The sequence below is a fragment of the uncultured Aquabacterium sp. genome (assembly GCF_947366995.1).
Lineage (GTDB): Bacteria > Pseudomonadota > Gammaproteobacteria > Burkholderiales > Burkholderiaceae_C > Aquabacterium.
The window spans coordinates 1-16,168 of record NZ_CANBCC010000001.1 but is presented as its reverse complement, the minus strand read 5'-3'; the positions used below and the strand labels follow the sequence as shown (position 1 = coordinate 16,168).

General features: G+C 67.7%; 16 protein-coding genes. 12 read left to right on the top strand and 4 right to left on the bottom strand.

Annotated features, from left to right (window positions below; genetic code table 11):
• Positions 1-285: 285 nt before the first annotated feature.
• From Q0Z44_RS00080 to Q0Z44_RS00070, 3 genes are all read left to right on the top strand, one after another.
• Entirely contained in the window at positions 286-981 is a 696-nt protein-coding gene (locus Q0Z44_RS00080; RefSeq protein ID WP_298008297.1) for a hypothetical protein, read from the top strand.
• 118 nt (positions 982-1,099) lie between these two features.
• Entirely contained in the window at positions 1,100-1,831 is a 732-nt protein-coding gene (locus tag Q0Z44_RS00075; RefSeq protein ID WP_298008294.1) for a hypothetical protein, read from the top strand.
• 99 nt (positions 1,832-1,930) lie between these two features.
• On the top strand, positions 1,931-2,485 hold the full coding sequence (locus tag Q0Z44_RS00070) for a hemerythrin domain-containing protein (RefSeq protein WP_298008292.1): 555 nt from the start codon (positions 1,931-1,933) through the stop codon (positions 2,483-2,485).
• A gap of 66 nt (positions 2,486-2,551) precedes the next feature.
• Here Q0Z44_RS00070 and Q0Z44_RS00065 read toward each other — a convergent pair whose 3' ends face one another.
• Positions 2,552-2,977, bottom strand: a complete 426-nt coding sequence (locus tag Q0Z44_RS00065) for an Lrp/AsnC family transcriptional regulator (RefSeq protein WP_298008289.1) — start codon at positions 2,975-2,977, stop codon at positions 2,552-2,554.
• Positions 2,978-3,100: 123 nt separating this feature from the next.
• On the opposite strand from Q0Z44_RS00065, the gene Q0Z44_RS00060 reads away from it, so the two are divergent.
• The 9 genes from Q0Z44_RS00060 to Q0Z44_RS00020 all read left to right on the top strand — a co-directional run bounded on the left by Q0Z44_RS00060 (position 3,101) and on the right by Q0Z44_RS00020 (position 11,142).
• Complete coding sequence (locus Q0Z44_RS00060; RefSeq protein WP_298008286.1) at positions 3,101-4,195, top strand: ornithine cyclodeaminase; 1,095 nt, start codon at positions 3,101-3,103, stop codon at positions 4,193-4,195.
• Positions 4,192-5,118 (top strand): arginase, encoded by a 927-nt coding sequence (rocF, locus tag Q0Z44_RS00055; protein ID WP_298008282.1) that lies wholly within the window; start codon positions 4,192-4,194, stop codon positions 5,116-5,118. The genes Q0Z44_RS00060 and rocF overlap by 4 nt, the downstream gene beginning before the upstream one ends.
• 138 nt (positions 5,119-5,256) lie before the next feature.
• On the top strand, positions 5,257-6,033 hold the full coding sequence (locus tag Q0Z44_RS00050) for an ABC transporter substrate-binding protein (protein WP_298008280.1): 777 nt from the start codon (positions 5,257-5,259) through the stop codon (positions 6,031-6,033).
• Positions 6,034-6,051: 18 nt separating this feature from the next.
• Positions 6,052-6,837: an amino acid ABC transporter permease gene (locus Q0Z44_RS00045; protein WP_298008278.1), complete on the top strand. Its 786-nt coding sequence runs from the start codon at positions 6,052-6,054 to the stop codon at positions 6,835-6,837.
• Complete coding sequence (locus tag Q0Z44_RS00040; protein ID WP_298008276.1) at positions 6,834-7,577, top strand: amino acid ABC transporter ATP-binding protein; 744 nt, start codon at positions 6,834-6,836, stop codon at positions 7,575-7,577. The genes Q0Z44_RS00045 and Q0Z44_RS00040 overlap by 4 nt, the downstream gene beginning before the upstream one ends.
• Before the next feature lie 36 nt (positions 7,578-7,613).
• Entirely contained in the window at positions 7,614-9,089 is a 1,476-nt protein-coding gene (locus tag Q0Z44_RS00035) for a DcaP family trimeric outer membrane transporter (protein ID WP_298008274.1), read from the top strand.
• Between the two features lie 25 nt (positions 9,090-9,114).
• Positions 9,115-10,038, top strand: coding sequence for a DMT family transporter (locus Q0Z44_RS00030; protein ID WP_298008272.1), 924 nt, complete (start codon positions 9,115-9,117; stop codon positions 10,036-10,038).
• Between the two features lie 23 nt (positions 10,039-10,061).
• The gene (locus tag Q0Z44_RS00025; RefSeq protein WP_298008270.1) at positions 10,062-10,679 is read left to right on the top strand and encodes a MarC family protein; all 618 of its coding nucleotides are present in this window, start codon (positions 10,062-10,064) and stop codon (positions 10,677-10,679) included.
• A gap of 121 nt (positions 10,680-10,800) precedes the next feature.
• Positions 10,801-11,142 (top strand): hypothetical protein, encoded by a 342-nt coding sequence (locus Q0Z44_RS00020; protein WP_298008268.1) that lies wholly within the window; start codon positions 10,801-10,803, stop codon positions 11,140-11,142.
• Positions 11,143-11,160: 18 nt separating this feature from the next.
• On the opposite strand, the gene Q0Z44_RS00015 is transcribed toward Q0Z44_RS00020, so the two are convergent.
• The 3 genes from Q0Z44_RS00015 to Q0Z44_RS00005 all read right to left on the bottom strand — a co-directional run bounded on the left by Q0Z44_RS00015 (position 11,161) and on the right by Q0Z44_RS00005 (position 16,013).
• Positions 11,161-14,349 carry a response regulator gene (locus Q0Z44_RS00015; RefSeq protein ID WP_298008266.1) on the bottom strand — a complete coding sequence of 1,063 codons (3,189 nt, stop codon included), beginning with the start codon at positions 14,347-14,349 and terminating at the stop codon, positions 11,161-11,163.
• Positions 14,346-15,341: a substrate-binding domain-containing protein gene (locus Q0Z44_RS00010; protein ID WP_298008264.1), complete on the bottom strand. Its 996-nt coding sequence runs from the start codon at positions 15,339-15,341 to the stop codon at positions 14,346-14,348. Before Q0Z44_RS00010 ends, Q0Z44_RS00015 begins: the two co-directional genes overlap by 4 nt.
• Before the next feature lie 327 nt (positions 15,342-15,668).
• Positions 15,669-16,013: a DUF2845 domain-containing protein gene (locus Q0Z44_RS00005; protein ID WP_298008262.1), complete on the bottom strand. Its 345-nt coding sequence runs from the start codon at positions 16,011-16,013 to the stop codon at positions 15,669-15,671.
• Between the last annotated feature and the right edge of the window lie 155 nt (positions 16,014-16,168).

Genomic DNA, 16,168 nt, shown 5'->3' with positions numbered 1-16,168 from the left:
TACGGTCGCGCTGACGGACGGGGCGACGACCCCTTCCGTCGGCGAGCCGAACTAACCCGAAAAAGGGGGTTCCGCAACGTACCCCGGTTAACCCGAAGGATGCGGTTAACCCTTAAAACCGCCCTTTGGACAAGCTAGCGGCTTTCCCTCGGAATGGCAGCAAATGTGCCATCTGCACGGTCAGGCCATCGAGTCGAGGGGGGCGGGCGTCCCATCCACGCCGGTGAAGATAGAGCCCATGGAACGAGCCGGTTTGTCAGGCTCGGCATACAAAAGGAGCGCACCATGAGCTTGTCTCTGTCTTTCCGTACTGTCGCTGTTTCCGCCGTTCTGGCCGGCACCGCTGTTTCGGCATCCGCCGCTGGCATCGCCATCCCCGTGAACGCCTTTGTGGCGAACTCGGTCCAGGATTTCTCGATCGAAGCCAACGCCAATTTCCGCCAGGTCGGCATCCAGGTGTCGGCCAAGGGCACGGCCTACGCCAACGCCGACAAGACGAACTCCTTTACCCTGCCGGTCACGAGCATTTCCATCAGCCCGCTGCTGAAGATCCTGTCGGGTACGGCCGTCGGCTCGGCGCTGCAGTTCGACCGCATCGCTGAAGACGAAGAGACCGGCGAAGAAGTGCCGACCCGCCTGACGCTGGCCAACTTCACCATCAACTACACCACCAAGCAGGTGCTGGCCGATGCCACGCCGATGGGCGGCGCCACCACCAAGCAGGTTCCCATCTTCAACTTCCAGACGCTGACGCCGCTGGGCCTGAAGTACAAGTTCCCTCTGAACATCACCGGCCACGAAGTGCTGGGCGACCTGGCCCTGACCCCGGAAGCCAAGAACCTGTACAAGGTGACCCTGAAGCTGCCCACGTTCGTGTGGCCGCTGCTGGACACCCTGCGCTTCGGCACCCTGACGCAGGACATCTCGACCAAGCTGCGCTCGACCCCGATCTCGACCAAGCCCTACGTTCCGGCCCCCTGAGCGGCACGACGCTGACGTCACGCCGTTGCGGCTGACCGCAACGGGACAGCACACAATGTGATCCGGCTCATCCTGGGACGCCCCCAGGGCGACCGGATCATTTTCATTGACGACCGCCATGATCATCTACAAGCAAGCCAAGCCCGCGCAGCGTCTGCTGCTGACCGTCGTGACCGGGGCCATCGTGGCCGGTGGCGTGTGGATGCTGGTGAAACCGGATGCGCCCCCGTCCGGTCAAGCGGCCGACGCCAGCCCCAGCGCTGAGGCCGGCACGTCGGGCACGGCGGCCCCGTTCGGCACCGCCGTGGACACCGTGGCGGCGGACGGGCGGCCCGTGCACGTGCAGCCGGAAGACTGGAAGGCGCTGAACACAGCCCTTCGCCGCCAGCCCGACCCGCAGGCAGAGGCCCAGCGGATTGCCAGCTACCTGCGCTACCAGCATGACTTCGAGTTCTGGCAATCGACCATCGATTCGAAGAACGTGCGCGCGCGGCACCAGCTGGCAGAGCAGCTCATGGCGCAGTTGCCCGAACGGGTGGCCAAGGGCGAGTTCACAGGCATGGAAGCGGTGCTGATGGGCACCGTGCTGCTCGGTGATCTGGAGCCCGACGAAACCCGCCGCCAGCAACGCATCGACGAATGGACGCAGAAGCTGGCGTCCGTGGCGCCGCAACCGACCGACGAACGGCAACTGGCCGACAAGGACCGCAACACCGCCTACATGCGCAAGCGGGCGGTGGCCTTCCTGGAGTGGCAGGCGCTGCCGGCCGGCGAGCGCTCGCAGGACAAGCTGGACAAGGGCATGGACGACGCTCAGCGCTGGTACGCCAGCGGTGCCGAGGACGAGTGACCCCCCGCTTGCCTTGACGTGGCGCAAGGCTCTTCTCGGGGTGAAACGCAGAATCGAATCAGATTCGCGTGTTCTAACCCACCCCTTGCTGGAGGCCCCATGCCCGCCACCGTTGTTGCCCCGGAACAAAGCACCACACCCAGAGGCCGTCCCGTTCAGCCGTTCGATGTGCTGGACGCCTGCCACCAGCAGATGGTCACGGCCCTGCAGCGCTTGCAGGATCTGGTTGCCCACCTTGAAGAGAACAAGGGGGTGGACGGCAAGGCGCAAGAGATGGCGCGCGCCATCTTCCACTTCTTCATGGACACGGCCCGCCAACACCACATCGACGAGGAAAAGCACATTTTCCCGGCGATGCTGCGCAGTGGCGACGACGACCTGATCCGTCACACGCTGCGCCTGCAGCAGGACCACGGCTGGATCGAAGAGGACTGGCTGGAGCTTGCACCGCAGATTGAATCGATCGCCGCCGGCTACAACTGGTACAACCTCGAGCAGCTCAGCCTGGCCGTGCCGGTGTTCGTGCAGCTCTATCAGGACCACCTGGCGCTCGAAGAGTCGCTGATCTACCCCGAAGCCAGGAGCCGCATTGCCGAGTGGGATCTCAACGGCATGGGCCGCGAAATGGCCCAGCGCCGCCGCGCCAGGGTCTGACACCCCTGCGCCGCCGCACCACGGCCGGACCCGCTGCCAGTGCGACGGGTGCCGGCCGTTGTGTTTTCAGCCGAGGCGGTAGGTTTCGAGGTGGATGCTGGTTTCGGTGCTGCTGATGCCGCGTATCAGGCGAATGCGCTCCAGCACCTTTGACAACCCGGCGAGGTTTTCAGCTCGGAGTTCGGCCAGCAGGTCCCAGCGGCCATTGGTGTCGTGCAGCGACGCCACGCCGGGCTCCCCCAGCAGCTTGCCGATCACCGAGCGCACGTCGTTGCCCTCCACGGCAATGCTCATCCACGCGCGGATCTCGTTCGGTTCGGTGTCGGGCCGCAGCCGCACGGTGTAGCCCACGATCACGCCACTGTCTTCCAGCTTGCGGATGCGGTTGGTGACGGTGCCACGCGACACGCCCAGCTTGCTGGCCACCGTGGCCACATTCAAGCGGGCGTCCTGCCGGAGCAGGGAAAGGATCTGCTGGTCGAGGGTGTCCATCTGCAAAACGACAATCCGATCTGACGATCTGGCAATTGTCTTCGCGTTCTCGCGCAGGATTGACGATTTTCATTGCCACCGCCTTTGGTCACACTGTGTGCATCACCCCGACGCACTTCGACCATGCGCCTTCGCACCCACCTCGATACCCGCTTTCTGAGCGCCCGCGATGCCGTCGAGCTGGTTCGCCGCGACGGCCTGGCGCCCACCCTGTCAGGCATCGCTCGCTGCATCGAGGAAGACTTCCGCCGCTGGCCGGATTTCGACAAATCGGCCCGCATGGCGAGCCATTCACGCGACGGTGTGATCGAACTGATGCCGGTCGCCGACGGCCAGCGTTACAGCTTCAAGTACGTCAATGGCCACCCGCGCAACACGCGTTTCGGCCTGCCCACGGTGATGGCCTTCGGCGTGCTGGCTGATGTGGCCACCGGCGCCCCGACCCTGCTCAGTGAATTGACGCTGACCACCGCCCTGCGCACGGCCGCCACGTCGGTGGTGGCGGCCCGGCGGCTGGCCCGGCCCGACAGCCGCGTGATGGCGCTGATCGGCAACGGCGCGCAGAGCGAGTTCCAGGCCCTGGCCTTCCATCACCTGTTGGGCATCGACACCGTGCGCCTGTACGACGTGGACCGGCAGGCCACCGCCAAGCTGGTGCGCAACCTGACCGGCACGGCGCTTCGGGTGGTGGTGTGCCAGAACGCGGCCGAGGCGGTGCGCGGCGCCGACATCGTCACCACGCTGACTGCCGACAAGACCAACGCCACCATCCTGCACGCCGACATGCTGGCCCCCGGCCAGCACATCAACGCCGTGGGTGGAGACTGCCCCGGCAAGACCGAGCTGGCGGCTGACGTGCTGCGGGCCGGGCGCGTGTTCGTGGAATACGAGCCGCAAACGCGCACCGAGGGCGACCTGCAGCAGATGCCGCCCGACTTTGCGGTGACCGAGCTGTGGCAGGTGCTCACCGGCGCGGCGGCCGGCCGCCAGAACCCCGACGAGATCACGGTGTTTGACTCGGTGGGCTTTGCGCTGGAAGATTTCTCGGCGCTGCGCCATCTTCAGGAGGCCGCACAGCGCCACGGCATCGGGCAGCCGCTGGACCTCATCCCCACGCCAGATGACCCGAAGGACCTCTTCGGAACGCTGGCCCCAGACGGGCCCGGCGCTTGCTGCGTGACGCTGGCCCCTCAACCCGAGACGCAACACGCAGCATGATCCATCCCGACATCCAGGGCGTCACCCTGGTCGGCGTGCCCACCGACGTGGGCGCCGGCAGCATCGGCGCCCGCATGGGGCCCAGCGCTTTGCGCGTGGCCGGCATCGCGCAGGCCATCCGAAATTTCGGACTTGATGTACGGGATTCCGGAGATTTGCACGGCCCCGACAACCCCTGGGAGTCCGCCGTGGACGGCTTTCGCCATCTGCCGCAGGTGGTGCGCTGGAACGAGCTTTTGCACGATGCGGTGTTTGCCGAGCTAAGCAGCGGCCGCCTGCCCATCGTGCTGGGTGGCGACCATTGTCTGGGCATCGGCTCGATCAGCGCCGTGGCCCGCCACTGCCGCGCCACGGGCCGCAAGCTGCGCGTGCTGTGGCTCGACGCCCATGCCGACTTCAACACCGCGGCCCTTACACCCACCGGCAACATCCACGGCATGCCGGTGGCGTGCCTGTGCGGCCACGGCCCGGATGCGCTGACCCACATCGGCGGTCACGTGCCGGCCCTGTCGCCCGCCGACATCCGGCAGATCGGCATCCGCAGTGTCGACGAAGGCGAAAAGCGCTTTGTGCACGAGGCAGGCATCGAGGTGTTCGACATGCGCTACATCGATGAGATGGGCATGCGCCACACGATGGAGCAGGCCCTGCTTGATCTGGACGAGAACACCCACCTGCACGTGAGCCTGGATGTCGATTTCCTCGACCCGGACATCGCGCCGGGCGTGGGCACCACGGTGCGCGGCGGGCCCAACTACCGCGAAGCGCAGCTGTGCATGGAGATGATTGCCGACACGGGTCGGCTGGCTTCGCTGGATGTGGTCGAACTGAACCCAGCGCTGGACGTGCGCAACCAGACCGCGCAACTGGCTGTCGACCTGATCGAGAGCCTGTTCGGCAAGAGCACGCTGATGCGGCGTTGACGCCTTCTGCCTTTCCACACGCTGCGAGGCCCCATCCCGCGCGTCTGTCCCCCGCTGAAGTGTCCGACGAAGCCAGGCACGGTTCATGCTATTACCGCCCCTTGCCTGACCGACTACCTTTCCCCCAAGGACCCGACAATGACGCAACCCGGCAAGTGGATTCGACGCGGCGTGCTGATCGCCGTCAGCCTGATGGCCGCCATGGGCGCACAGGCCCGCAGCTTCGATGACATCAAGAAGGACGGCAAGATCCTCGTCGCCACAGAGGGTCAGTTTCCTCCGTTCAACTACTTCCAGGGCACCAAGCTCACCGGCTTCGAGGTCGAACTGGCCGAACTGGTGGCGCACAAGATGGGCGTAACCATCGAATGGAAGGCACTGGGCTTTGACGCGCTGCTGGCGGGCCTGCGTCAGGACCGCTGGGATCTGGTCATCGCCTCGCATGGCATCACCGAAGAACGCGCCAAGGCGGTCACCTTCGCGAACCCGCATTACTGCTCGGGCGGTCAGGTGATCGCGCTCGACCCGGCCATCCGCACCGGTGCCGACCTCGCCGGCAAGGTGGTGGCCGTGCAGACGGGCACCACCTACCTCGAGAGCGTCAAGAAGCTGCCCGGCATCAAGGAAGTGAAGAACTTCCCGAAGGACACCGACGCACGCACTGCCCTGCTGAGCCAGCGGGTCGATGCCTGGGTGAGCGACCGCTTTGTGGCCAAGCAGGCTCTGGCCGCCGCCCCGAACGCTGGCATGAAGGCGGGTGAGATGGTCTTCATCGAGCGCATTGCCGCTGCCGTGGCCAAGGGCAACCAAAGCGTGGCCGCGGGCTACAACAAGGCCCTGGCCGAGGTGATGGCCGACGGCAGCTATGCCGCGCTCTCGAAGAAGTACTTCAACGAAGACGTTCGTTGCAAGTAAGCCCGAGGGCCTGACACCATGCTGACCCTGCCTGGCTGGCCCGCCGGCTGGAGCAGGTCGACGCGTAGCAACGCCACCATGGTGGTGGCGAGTGCTGCGCTCGTCCTGTTCCTCTGGCTGATGGCCATTCCTCTGTCGTGGGCGCCCGAGCCGATCGGCCCGGCCGCACGCGATTTCGCCGACGGCACGCTGATCACCGTCGAGCTCACGATCGTTTCCGGCCTGGCGGGCATCGCCATCGGCCTCGTGGCCGCGATGGGCAAGCTCTCGCGCGTGGCCCCGGTGCGCTGGCTGGCCTCGTTCTACATCTGGGTCGTGCGGGGCACGCCGCTGCTGGTGCAGGTGCTGTTCGTGTACTTCGCGCTGCCCGCGCTGATTCCCTCGCTGCGGCTGAGCGACTTCACCTCGGCCTGCATTGCGCTCGCGCTCAACATCGGCGCCTACAACGCCGAGGCAATCCGCTCGGGTCTGCAGGCCGTGCCCAAGGGGCAGACGGAAGCCGCCCGCTCGCTGGGCATGTCCGCGTGGCACACCTTTCTCGACATCGTCTTCCCGCAGGCGATGAAGATTTCGCTGCCTTCGCTGGTGAACAACATCGTGTCGCTGCTGAAGGACTCGTCGCTGGCCTACACCATCGGTGTGGTTGAGCTGACCAACGTCGGCAACCGCATCCAGGCGGCCACCTTCCAGCCCATGGCCACGCTGGTGACCACGGCCTGCATCTACCTTGTGCTGACCACCATGCTCACGCAGATCTCGGACGCCATCGAGCACCGCTACGACGTGGAGGGCCGCCGGCCATGAGCCCCCCGCAACCGTTCATCACCGTGCAGCAGGTGCAGAAGGCCTTCGGGGCGCATCAGGTGCTGCGCAACGTCAACACGCATTTCGATGCGGGCAAGGTCACGGTCATCCTGGGCTCATCGGGCTCGGGCAAGAGCACGCTGCTGCGCATGCTCAACCGACTGGAAAAGCACGACAGCGGCACCATCACCGTCGATGGCATCGAGGTGAGCGACGACGCGAAGGCCCTGAACGCGCTGCGCCGCGAGGTCGGCATGGTGTTCCAGCAGTTCAACCTGTTTCCGCACCTGACCGTGCTCGACAACGTGACGCGCGCGCCGCGCCGTGTGCGAGGCACGCCCAAGGCCGAAGCCGAAGCCAAGGCCATGGAGCTGCTGCGCAAGGTGGGCATGGAAGCCCATGCGCACAAGCACCCGTTCGCCCTGTCGGGCGGGCAGCAGCAGCGCGTGGCCATTGCACGCGCACTGGCCATGGAGCCCAAAGTCATGCTGTTCGACGAGCCCACGTCGGCCCTCGACCCGGAGATGGTCAAGGAGGTGCTGGACGTGATGAAGCAGCTCGCACGCAGTGGCATGACGATGATCATCGTCACCCACGAAATGGGCTTTGCCCGCGAGGTGGCCGACCGGGTGCTGTTCCTGAACCAGGGCGAGATCCTGCAGGACCGACCGCCCGAGGCCTTCTTCGACCAACAGGACAACCCACGCATCCGGGCCTTCCTCGGCCAGATCGCGCACTGAGCTTCCTTCCCCACTTTCCCCATGCAAAGGCACACCATGATGAAACGTAGCGCCCTGAGCCTGGCCCTGCTGGCCGCCTCCGTCACGTCCCTGCCCGCCCTGGCCCAGTCGGCCAAGGATTTCGAGTTGCTGCGCAACGAAGTGCTGCGCCTGCGCAAGGAACTGGACGAGCTCAAGGGCCAGCAGGCCGCCAAGCCGGCGCCCGCACCTGCCGTGGTGGCCGCGCCCCAGCCAGCCGCCGACACCGCCGCACTGACCGAGCGCATCGAGCAGGTCGAGCTCAAGCAGAAGGACGCGGTCGTGGCCGGCGACATCCCGGGCAGCTTCCGTCTGCCGGGCTCGGACACGTCCATCAAGCTGTACGGCTACGTGGAAGTGAACGCCGTGCGCGAATTCAAGGGCGCGAATGGCGGCAACGACTACTCGACCTTCCTCCCCTACGCCCCGCTGAACGGCAGCACCGCGCGCAAGGGCGAAACGTACCTGCACGCCCGCACGTCGCGCATCGGCATCGAGACCTCGACCCCGACGGCGTACGGCCCGCTGGGCATCAAGCTGGAAGGCGACTTCAACAACGACCCGCGCCTGGGTGGCTCGGCCGTCAGCGGCGACGTGAAGGCCATCTACACCCAGCAGGCCACCAACTCGTACAACTTCCGACTGCGTCAGGCCGTGGCCACGTTCGCCGGCTTCACGGTGGGGCAGACCTGGTCGACCTTCATGGACGTGGACAACGCGCCCGAGACGGTCGACTTCAACGGCCCCATCGGTTCGACCTTCATCCGTCAGCCGGTGGTGCGCTACACCTACGCCACGCCAGACCTGGGTGGCTTCACGGTGGCCGTGGAGAACCCGGTGAGCTATGCGCTCGCCAAGACGGTCGATCCTGACACGGGCGAAATCTCCCGCGGCACGACGGCATCTGGCTTCTCGAAGACGCCCGATCTGGTGCTCCGTTGGGACAAGGGCTTCGACTGGGGCGCTGCCAGCGTGCGCGGCGTGACCCAGCAGGTCAAGGTCATCGATGATGCGGGCATCAACGCCGACAAGCGCGGCTACGGCATCGCCGGCACCGGCCTGATCAAGCTGCGCGGCGGTCAGGACACCCTCAGCGTGGGCCTGACCTATGGCGACGGCGTGGGCCGCTACTTCAACTACCTGGAAGGCGCGATCGTCAACACCGAGGCCAACCGCATCCTGATGGAGCGCGCCCTGGGCACCGTGATCGGCTACCAGTACAAGGCCAGCGACACGCTGCGCGCCAACTTCGTGGGCGGCTGGCAGAAGAACTTCAACAACGCCTACACCGAGTACGCGCTGACCAACGGCTTCGGCACGGGCCAGTACGGCATCAACAAGCGGATGTACCAGTTGCACGCCGGTCTGATCTACAACCCGGTGAAGAACGTGGACCTGGGCGCCGAGTACATCTGGGGCGAGCGCGAGACGCTGGCCGGCGAGAAGGGCTCGCTGTCGCGCTTCAACCTGATGGCGCGCTACACCTTCAACTGATCTGCCAACCCGCCCCATCGCGCGCATGAGTGAGACGTCTTCCCTTCAGCCTGCATCGCCCGTGCGCGCGGGCTCTCGCCACCGCGTCGGCATTGCGGCGCTGGTGCTCGTCACCGTCGTATGGGGCACCACCTTCCCGGCGATGAAGGCCATGAGCGGCGACCTGCAGGCGCTCGAGATCATCTCGCTGCGCTTTGCAGTGGCCTGTGCCGTGCTGTGGCCCTTCCTGCGGGGCGTGCAGGCGCATGAGCTGCGTTGGGGCTTGCTGATGGGGGCGGTGATGTTCGGTGCCACGGCGCTGCAGGTCAGCGGTCTGGGGCTCACCAGCAGCAACCGCAACGCCTTCATCACCGGGCTGAACGTCGTCATCGTGCCCCTGCTGGCTGCCGGCCTGGGGCAGCGGTTGGGCTGGCCCGTGCTGGCTGGGGCGGCCCTCAGCGTGGTGGGCATGTACGGCCTTTTCTACGAGGCCGCACCCTGGAGCTTCGGCGACACGCTGACGCTGGCCAGCGCCTTTGTCTACGCGGTGTACGTGCTGCTGTTCGAGTACTGCGCGCGATCGCCCGTGCGGTGCCGTCCCGAGCGGCTGGCCGCCGTGCAGGCGGTCGTCATGCTGGGCCTGGGTGGTGTGGGCGTGGCCTGGCAAGGCGGTGTGCCGGCCGAGGTGCTGGCGCGTGCCGAAGACCACCTCCTGCCGCTGATCTACCTGGGGCTGCTGGCCAGCGCCGGCATTGTGTGGCTGCAGGCGTGGGGCCAGGCGCGGGTGCGGGCGGTCGAGGCGGCCCTGATCTACGGGCTGGAGCCGGTCTTCGCTTCGCTCACGGCCATCTGGTACATCAACGAGGTGTTGGCCGGGCGCGCGCTGATCGGCGCGGCGCTCATCGTGCTCGGCGTGATGCTGTCGCAGTGGCCGGCCCGGGCGCCGGATGCCGAAGCGGCCCGCGTCTGACCCTCCTTCTTGCCGAGCGCACCATGGAACACGATTTCCTCTCTGCCTTCATCGTGCTGCTGATCGTGACCGACCCGCTGGGCAACGTGCCCGTCGTCATCAGCCTGCTGCGCAATGTGCCGCGCGAGCGACGCCTGCTCGTCATCACGCGGGAATGCCTCATCGCCACGGTGATGCTGCTGCTGTTCATGCTGGTGGGCGAGCGCCTGTTGCAGGCCATGCACCTCACCAACGTGTCGCTCGAGATCGCAGGCGGCGTCATCCTCTTCCTGATCGCCCTGGGCATGGCCTTTCCCAGCATGGGCGTGAGCTTCGCGTCGCAGACCACCGAGGGCGAACCCATGCTGGTGCCGCTCGCCATCCCGCTGATCGCCGGCCCCTCGGCGCTGGCCACGGTGGTGCTGCTGGCCTCACGGCAGCCGGATCGCGCCTGGTCATGGACGGCCGCCATTGTGCTGGCCATGGCGGTGGGCTGGGTGGTGCTTGCTTCGGCCGACCGCCTGTCGCGGCGACTGGGGCCCTCGGGCCTCGTGGCGTTGGAACGCTTCATGGGGCTGCTGCTGTCGGCCATGGCGGTCGAGATGCTGATCTCGGGCCTGCATCGCGCCTTTCCCGCCCTGGCGCCCATCGCAGCGCAATGAGGCGCCGGCACCACGCCGAGCGCACTCGACCTGATCCGCATCAGGGATGCAGGCCCCCACCCGCGCCCCGGTGGTAATAGAGTGTGCAGGTGGCTCAATGGTGAGCAGAAGGACAAGAATCATGACGACCTGCACCACCCTGACGCGCGCGCTGATCGCCGGCGCCATCCTCGTCGGCCTCGCCGGCTGTGCCAGCAACCCGATGACGCCCGACCGCTACAGCGGCCCCGTGCGCGTCATTGCCGGCGATGCCCCCCAGGGCTGCACGTTCCTGGAACGCATCGAAACCAGTTCGGGCCTCGTGGGCCTGTTGGGGCCGCAGGGCGCCGAGAATGCGCGCCAGACCCTGCTGTGGCAGGCCGACCGGTTGGGTGGCACCCACGTCGTCTGGGACAAGCCCGTGGTGGGAGACCGCCGCACCACCCTGTCGGCTCAGGTTTACCGCTGCCCGGACGCCCGCTGAGCATCGGCGGACGGCTTTTCAGGCCGGTGCCGGGCTCGGGGCACCGGAGGCCGGCCGGCGCGCCAGCCCGCGCAGCACCTCGTCCAGTGCGAGGTCCAGTTCGGCCTTGTGCAGCTGAACGGCCGCCTGGTCTTCGCCAAGCAAGGCGGTTTCCAGTGAGCGAGCCACATCGGCCAGCCGCGTGGCCCCCACCGTGGCCGCGTCGGCCTTCAGCACATGAAGCACTCGCGCAGCGGCAGGCCAGTCTGGTGCCGCGATCTGATCGGACAGCCGCCGGGCCACGTCCCGGTGAGCCTTGAAAAAGATGTCCAGCAGGTGCTGGTGCAGCGCAGGGCGGCCACCGCAGTGCAGCTCTCCCAGCGCGCGGTCGATGCCTGGCAAGTCGGGGGGTGCAGCTGCCGCCACTGGCGCCGCAGCCGGCACTGGTGCGGGTGCGGCCTGTTGAACCGGGGCCGCCTGGCGGCGTCCATGCCGCCAGCGACACAGCGCATCGATCAGCATCGCCACGCCGAGCGGCTTGGTCAGCACCTCGTCCATGCCGGCATCCAGCGCGGCCTCGCGGTCGCTGGCCTGGGTGTGGGCGGTCACCGCCAGCACGGGCAGATCGGCCCACGCCGGGTTGTCTCGAATGCGGCGGGTGGCCTCCAGGCCGTCCATCACGGGCATCTGGATGTCCATCAGCACGACGTCGACCGGTTCACGTGCCAGGTGGTCCAGCGCCGCCTGGCCCTGTTCGGCCACCGTCACCCGGGCACCCGCATCCATCAGCAACTCAGCCGCCACCTGCTGATTGAAGGGGTTGTCTTCGACCAGCAGCACACGCAGCCCGGACAGTGCCGCTCCTTTCACGCTCGAGGAAACCGTGGGCGCAGCCGACGGCGTCCGCGCCGCCGCCTCGCCGGGCGCGCTGGCCGATCTCGCCCGCTCGGCCAGGCGGGCCAGCTCGTGTGCCAGCGCGGTGGTCGAGGCTGGCTGGGGCAGCGCCGCATCGAACAGGTTGCCGCCGGCCGCCAGCAGCGGCGCCTCGCTGCCCGGCGCACACGCGAGCAGCCGCAATGGCACCTGCGCCAGTCCGAGTTGCGCCACGTCTCGGGCCAGTGCGAGCACATCGGCATCGGGCATCAACCAGTTCAGGACAACGGCGTCCCAGGGGGCGTCTGCTGCATCGGCCTCGGAAAGCGCGCGCAAGGCGGCCTCTCGTCCGCTCGCCACCGACGCCGTCAACCCGAGGACTTCCAGTTGCCTCTGCAACACGTGGGCCGCTTCCGGGTGAGCATGCACGACCAGCACGCGCCAGCTTCGCCACGGCCCCTCCGGCCAGGCTGCGGGGCTCTCGCCCGCCCCATCCACGGGATCCAGGCTCAGCGGCAGTTGCACCGTGACGTCACACCCGGTGTCGACGTCGCTGCGCAAGGTCAGTGTGCCGCCCATGCGCTCGACCACATGGCGGCTGATGGCCAGCCCCAGTCCCCCGCCCCCATGCCGCCGCGTCGCCGAGTCGTCGCCCTGCTGGAACGGCTGGAACACGCGAGCCTGGTCTTCCGGTGGGATGCCCGCCCCCGTGTCCCGCACAGCGGCCACCAGCCAGCTCGTCTGCGCGCCGGGCGGCGAGGTCATGCGCACCGTCAGGCTCACTTCGCCCGCATCGGTGAACTTCACGGCGTTGTGGCACAGCTTGGTGAGCACCTGTGCCAACCGGGGCCCGTCGCCCACCGGCCGTTGCGGCTGGTCGAACACCGCATCCAGAACCAGAACCAGCCCCTTCTGCTGGGCCGGCAGGGCCACGGCGCCCATGACCTGGTCCAGCACGTCGTCCAGCAGGAAGGGCTGATGCTGCAGTGTCAGACGCCCGCTCTCGATGCCGGACAAATCGAGGATGTCGTCCAGCATGGCCAGTAGCGAGGTGGCCGCCTGCCGAGACTTCTGCAGGTAGTCACGCTGCTGGGGCGACAGGCTGGTCCGCAGGGCCAGCTCCGTCATGCCCAGCACCGCGTTCATCGGGGTGCGGATCTCGTGGCTCATGTTCGTCAGGAAGGCGCTCCTGGCGCGCGCCATGGCCATGGCCTCCTCCCGCGCGTCGATCAGGGCCTGCTCGGTCTGGCGCCGCTGACTGAGGTCGCGCAGCACGATCTGCACCCGCACCACCGCCCCCGCGTGTCCCCGCTCGATCACCGACAGGCTGGCCTCCACCGGCAACACGCCCCCCTGGTGCGACATCGTCAGTTCGCAGCCCACCACCCGGTCCTGCTCGCGCAGCATCTGGCACACCTCGGGCCAGGATGGCGACCGCAGCCAGCTTTCCACCGGCATGGGCGTGGCCTCGTGCGGCGCGCCACAACCCAGCATCTGGGCCCACGCCGGGTTCATCAGCACAATGCTGCCCGCCTCGTCCAGCAGGCCGGCGCCGTCGGCCATGTGACTCAGCACGCCGTCAAGGCGCTGCGTCTGACGCGCCAGCACCATGTTGAGCTCGTCACGCTGGGTGGCCAGTTCGCGCGCCACCGCGTCCCGATGGGCCAGTTCCTGGGCCAGCGCCTGCTGAAGTCCCGTGATGCCCCTGGCCAGCCGGTGCAACTCCGTGGCGGGGCGATGCCGTGGTTCGGGCGCTGGCGTGGCCAGGTTCCCCGACAGCAGCGTGCCCAGGTGGTGCGACAACGCCGAGACCGGATGCCCGACCCGCCTGCGCACCAGCCAGAACACCAGCCCGCCCATCAGCAGCAGCAAGGGCACCACCAGCATCAGGAAGCGTCGGGTCTGAGTCCACACCTCACCCTGCAGAGCGGCCTCATCGAGCGTCAGATGCCAGATGCCGATGACCTCGTCGCTGCCCGGGGCGTGCAGCGGCTCGCGCACGGTCTGCACGCTGCCCCGCGCGGCCACGCCCTCGCGGGCATAGCGCTGACTCAGGCCGCCACCTTGCACTTCGGCCGACAACACCACCGGGAAACGGTGCAGCGCGGCCAGTTGCGCGGCCACCGCCTGGTCGTCGAGCTCCCACAAGGCCCGGGACAGCGCAACCCGGTGCACGGACACCACGGCGTCCAGCAAGGCGCGCTGCTGCGCCGCCTCGTGGTTCTTCTGCAGATGGGCCACCAGCAACGCCGCCCCGATGGACAACAGCAGGCTGAAGCCAATCACCCGCCACAGCAACACCCTCGACAGCGGCGTGATGCGGTCCGGTCCCGGCTCCGGTCGGGATGCACTCATGGCGTGCCTCCCGCCGCGCCCACGTGAACCTTGAACGGGGTGCGAACGAACGCGTCCACACGCCCGCCGCCGGCCAGCCGCTTCATGGCGAGGTAGGCAGCGCGACCCATGGCGTCGAAATCCAGCTCGACCGCCCCACCCAGCAGCCCTCGCCTCAGCAGCAAAACCTGCCCCGCTGTCATCGTGCCGATGCCGACGAACACCGCCTCGCCCGCGTTCTCTTTCCGGGGCGCAAGGCCCTGTATCGCAGCTTCATAGGCGGCCACGTCGGCCACCGGCCAGTGCCCGACCGAAATCAGCACGTCCGCCTTCAACGTGTCAAGCGAGAGCACCATCTGCCGGCGGGCCCGCTCGGGCTGATCGCCGTTGAACCAGGGGCAGCGCGCCAACTCCGTCCAGCCCGCCTGCCCCCGCAGCGGCGCCGCACCGGCACTCGCGTCCTGCCCGAGCGACCGACGCACGCCCTTGAGACGCAGATCGAGGTTGGGATCATGGGCGTCGGCACTCATCAGGCAGACCTTGCCGCCGCGCGGCAGGCGCTGGCGCACCAGATCACCCAGCGTGCGCCCGAAGGCCTCGTTATCCGGCCCGATGTAGCTGCGGCGCAGCGCCTGGTGCGATGCATCAAGGTCGGAGTCGAACGTGACCACGGGCACGCCATCCGCTCGTGCGCGCGCCAGACCGTGCTCCGCAAGGTACGCCGAGTGCGTCACCGACACCGCAAGCCCATGAAGACCTTCTTCCAGCGCCTGCCGAATGGCGGCGTCCTGCACCCGCACGTTGGCCGGGCCCGGCTCACCCAGATGAAGGCACCGGTCACCCTGGCGACGGGCTTCCGCCTCACACCCCCGCCACGCCGCCTGAAAATTGGCATCGTCCACCCGCTTGCCCGCCAGCCCGAACACCATCCCGGCCGCCCCGGCGGGGGCGATTCCCGCCGCCCAGCACAGCAGCGTCAGCATCAGCCACAGGCACCGCCGTGTCATGCTCATTCCATCAGCGTCGCAGGGCCCCTGCCCCATGGCCTGTGGATGCATCCGCATCGGGCACCGGCGGAACCGATTCCGGCTCGTCAGGCGGGGTGTCGAGCGAAGCGCCAGGGTCTTCCTCACCGGCAGCCGATTCACCTGGCACATAGCCCGGCGCTGGCCCCTCGTGCGGCTTTGGCCGATCCTCCTGCTGCGCAGGCGTCATGCCCTGTCGGGATGAACCCCCCATGGTCTGCCTCCTTGGTGTCGTGACAGGGCCGAAGCCCCTGGTTCGCGCCAGTGTGCAGCCTTGCGCAGCCGGACGGTGCCATGCCCTCGGGCCTGCCGAGGTCAGCGCGAGGAGTGCCCGTAATGAATGGACTGCACCTGCCCCGCGCGCAAACGCACCGTCACAGGCAGATTACCGGGTCCGCGGTCGTAAAGCCACTCTTCCGTCACCACACAGGGCGCCACGAACGACCCGAGCCAGGGCGGAACGGGCTGAAAGCCGGGGCCTGCGACGGGGGCGCAGTAGGCATCGCTCAGCCGGGGGGCGCCACACCGGTCCATCAGCGTGATGCGCAGATCGCCTTCGGTCACGCTGCCACCGGTGCACCGCAGCGACTCGGCGCTGGCGGGCTGCAGCAGGGCGCCCAGCCACCCCAGCGCCACGAGCTTCAACCAACCGCACCGCATGTCGACCTCACTTGCACGTCTGTTCAGACACGCTCGCGTTTCTACAAGATCACGCCGCTGCAGGTCGCGCGCCAAAGAAAAAAGCCACCCGTCGGGTGGCTTTTAACTGCTTTTGCATCTGTGCTGCAGCATGCAGTGCAACACAGCAAATTTGG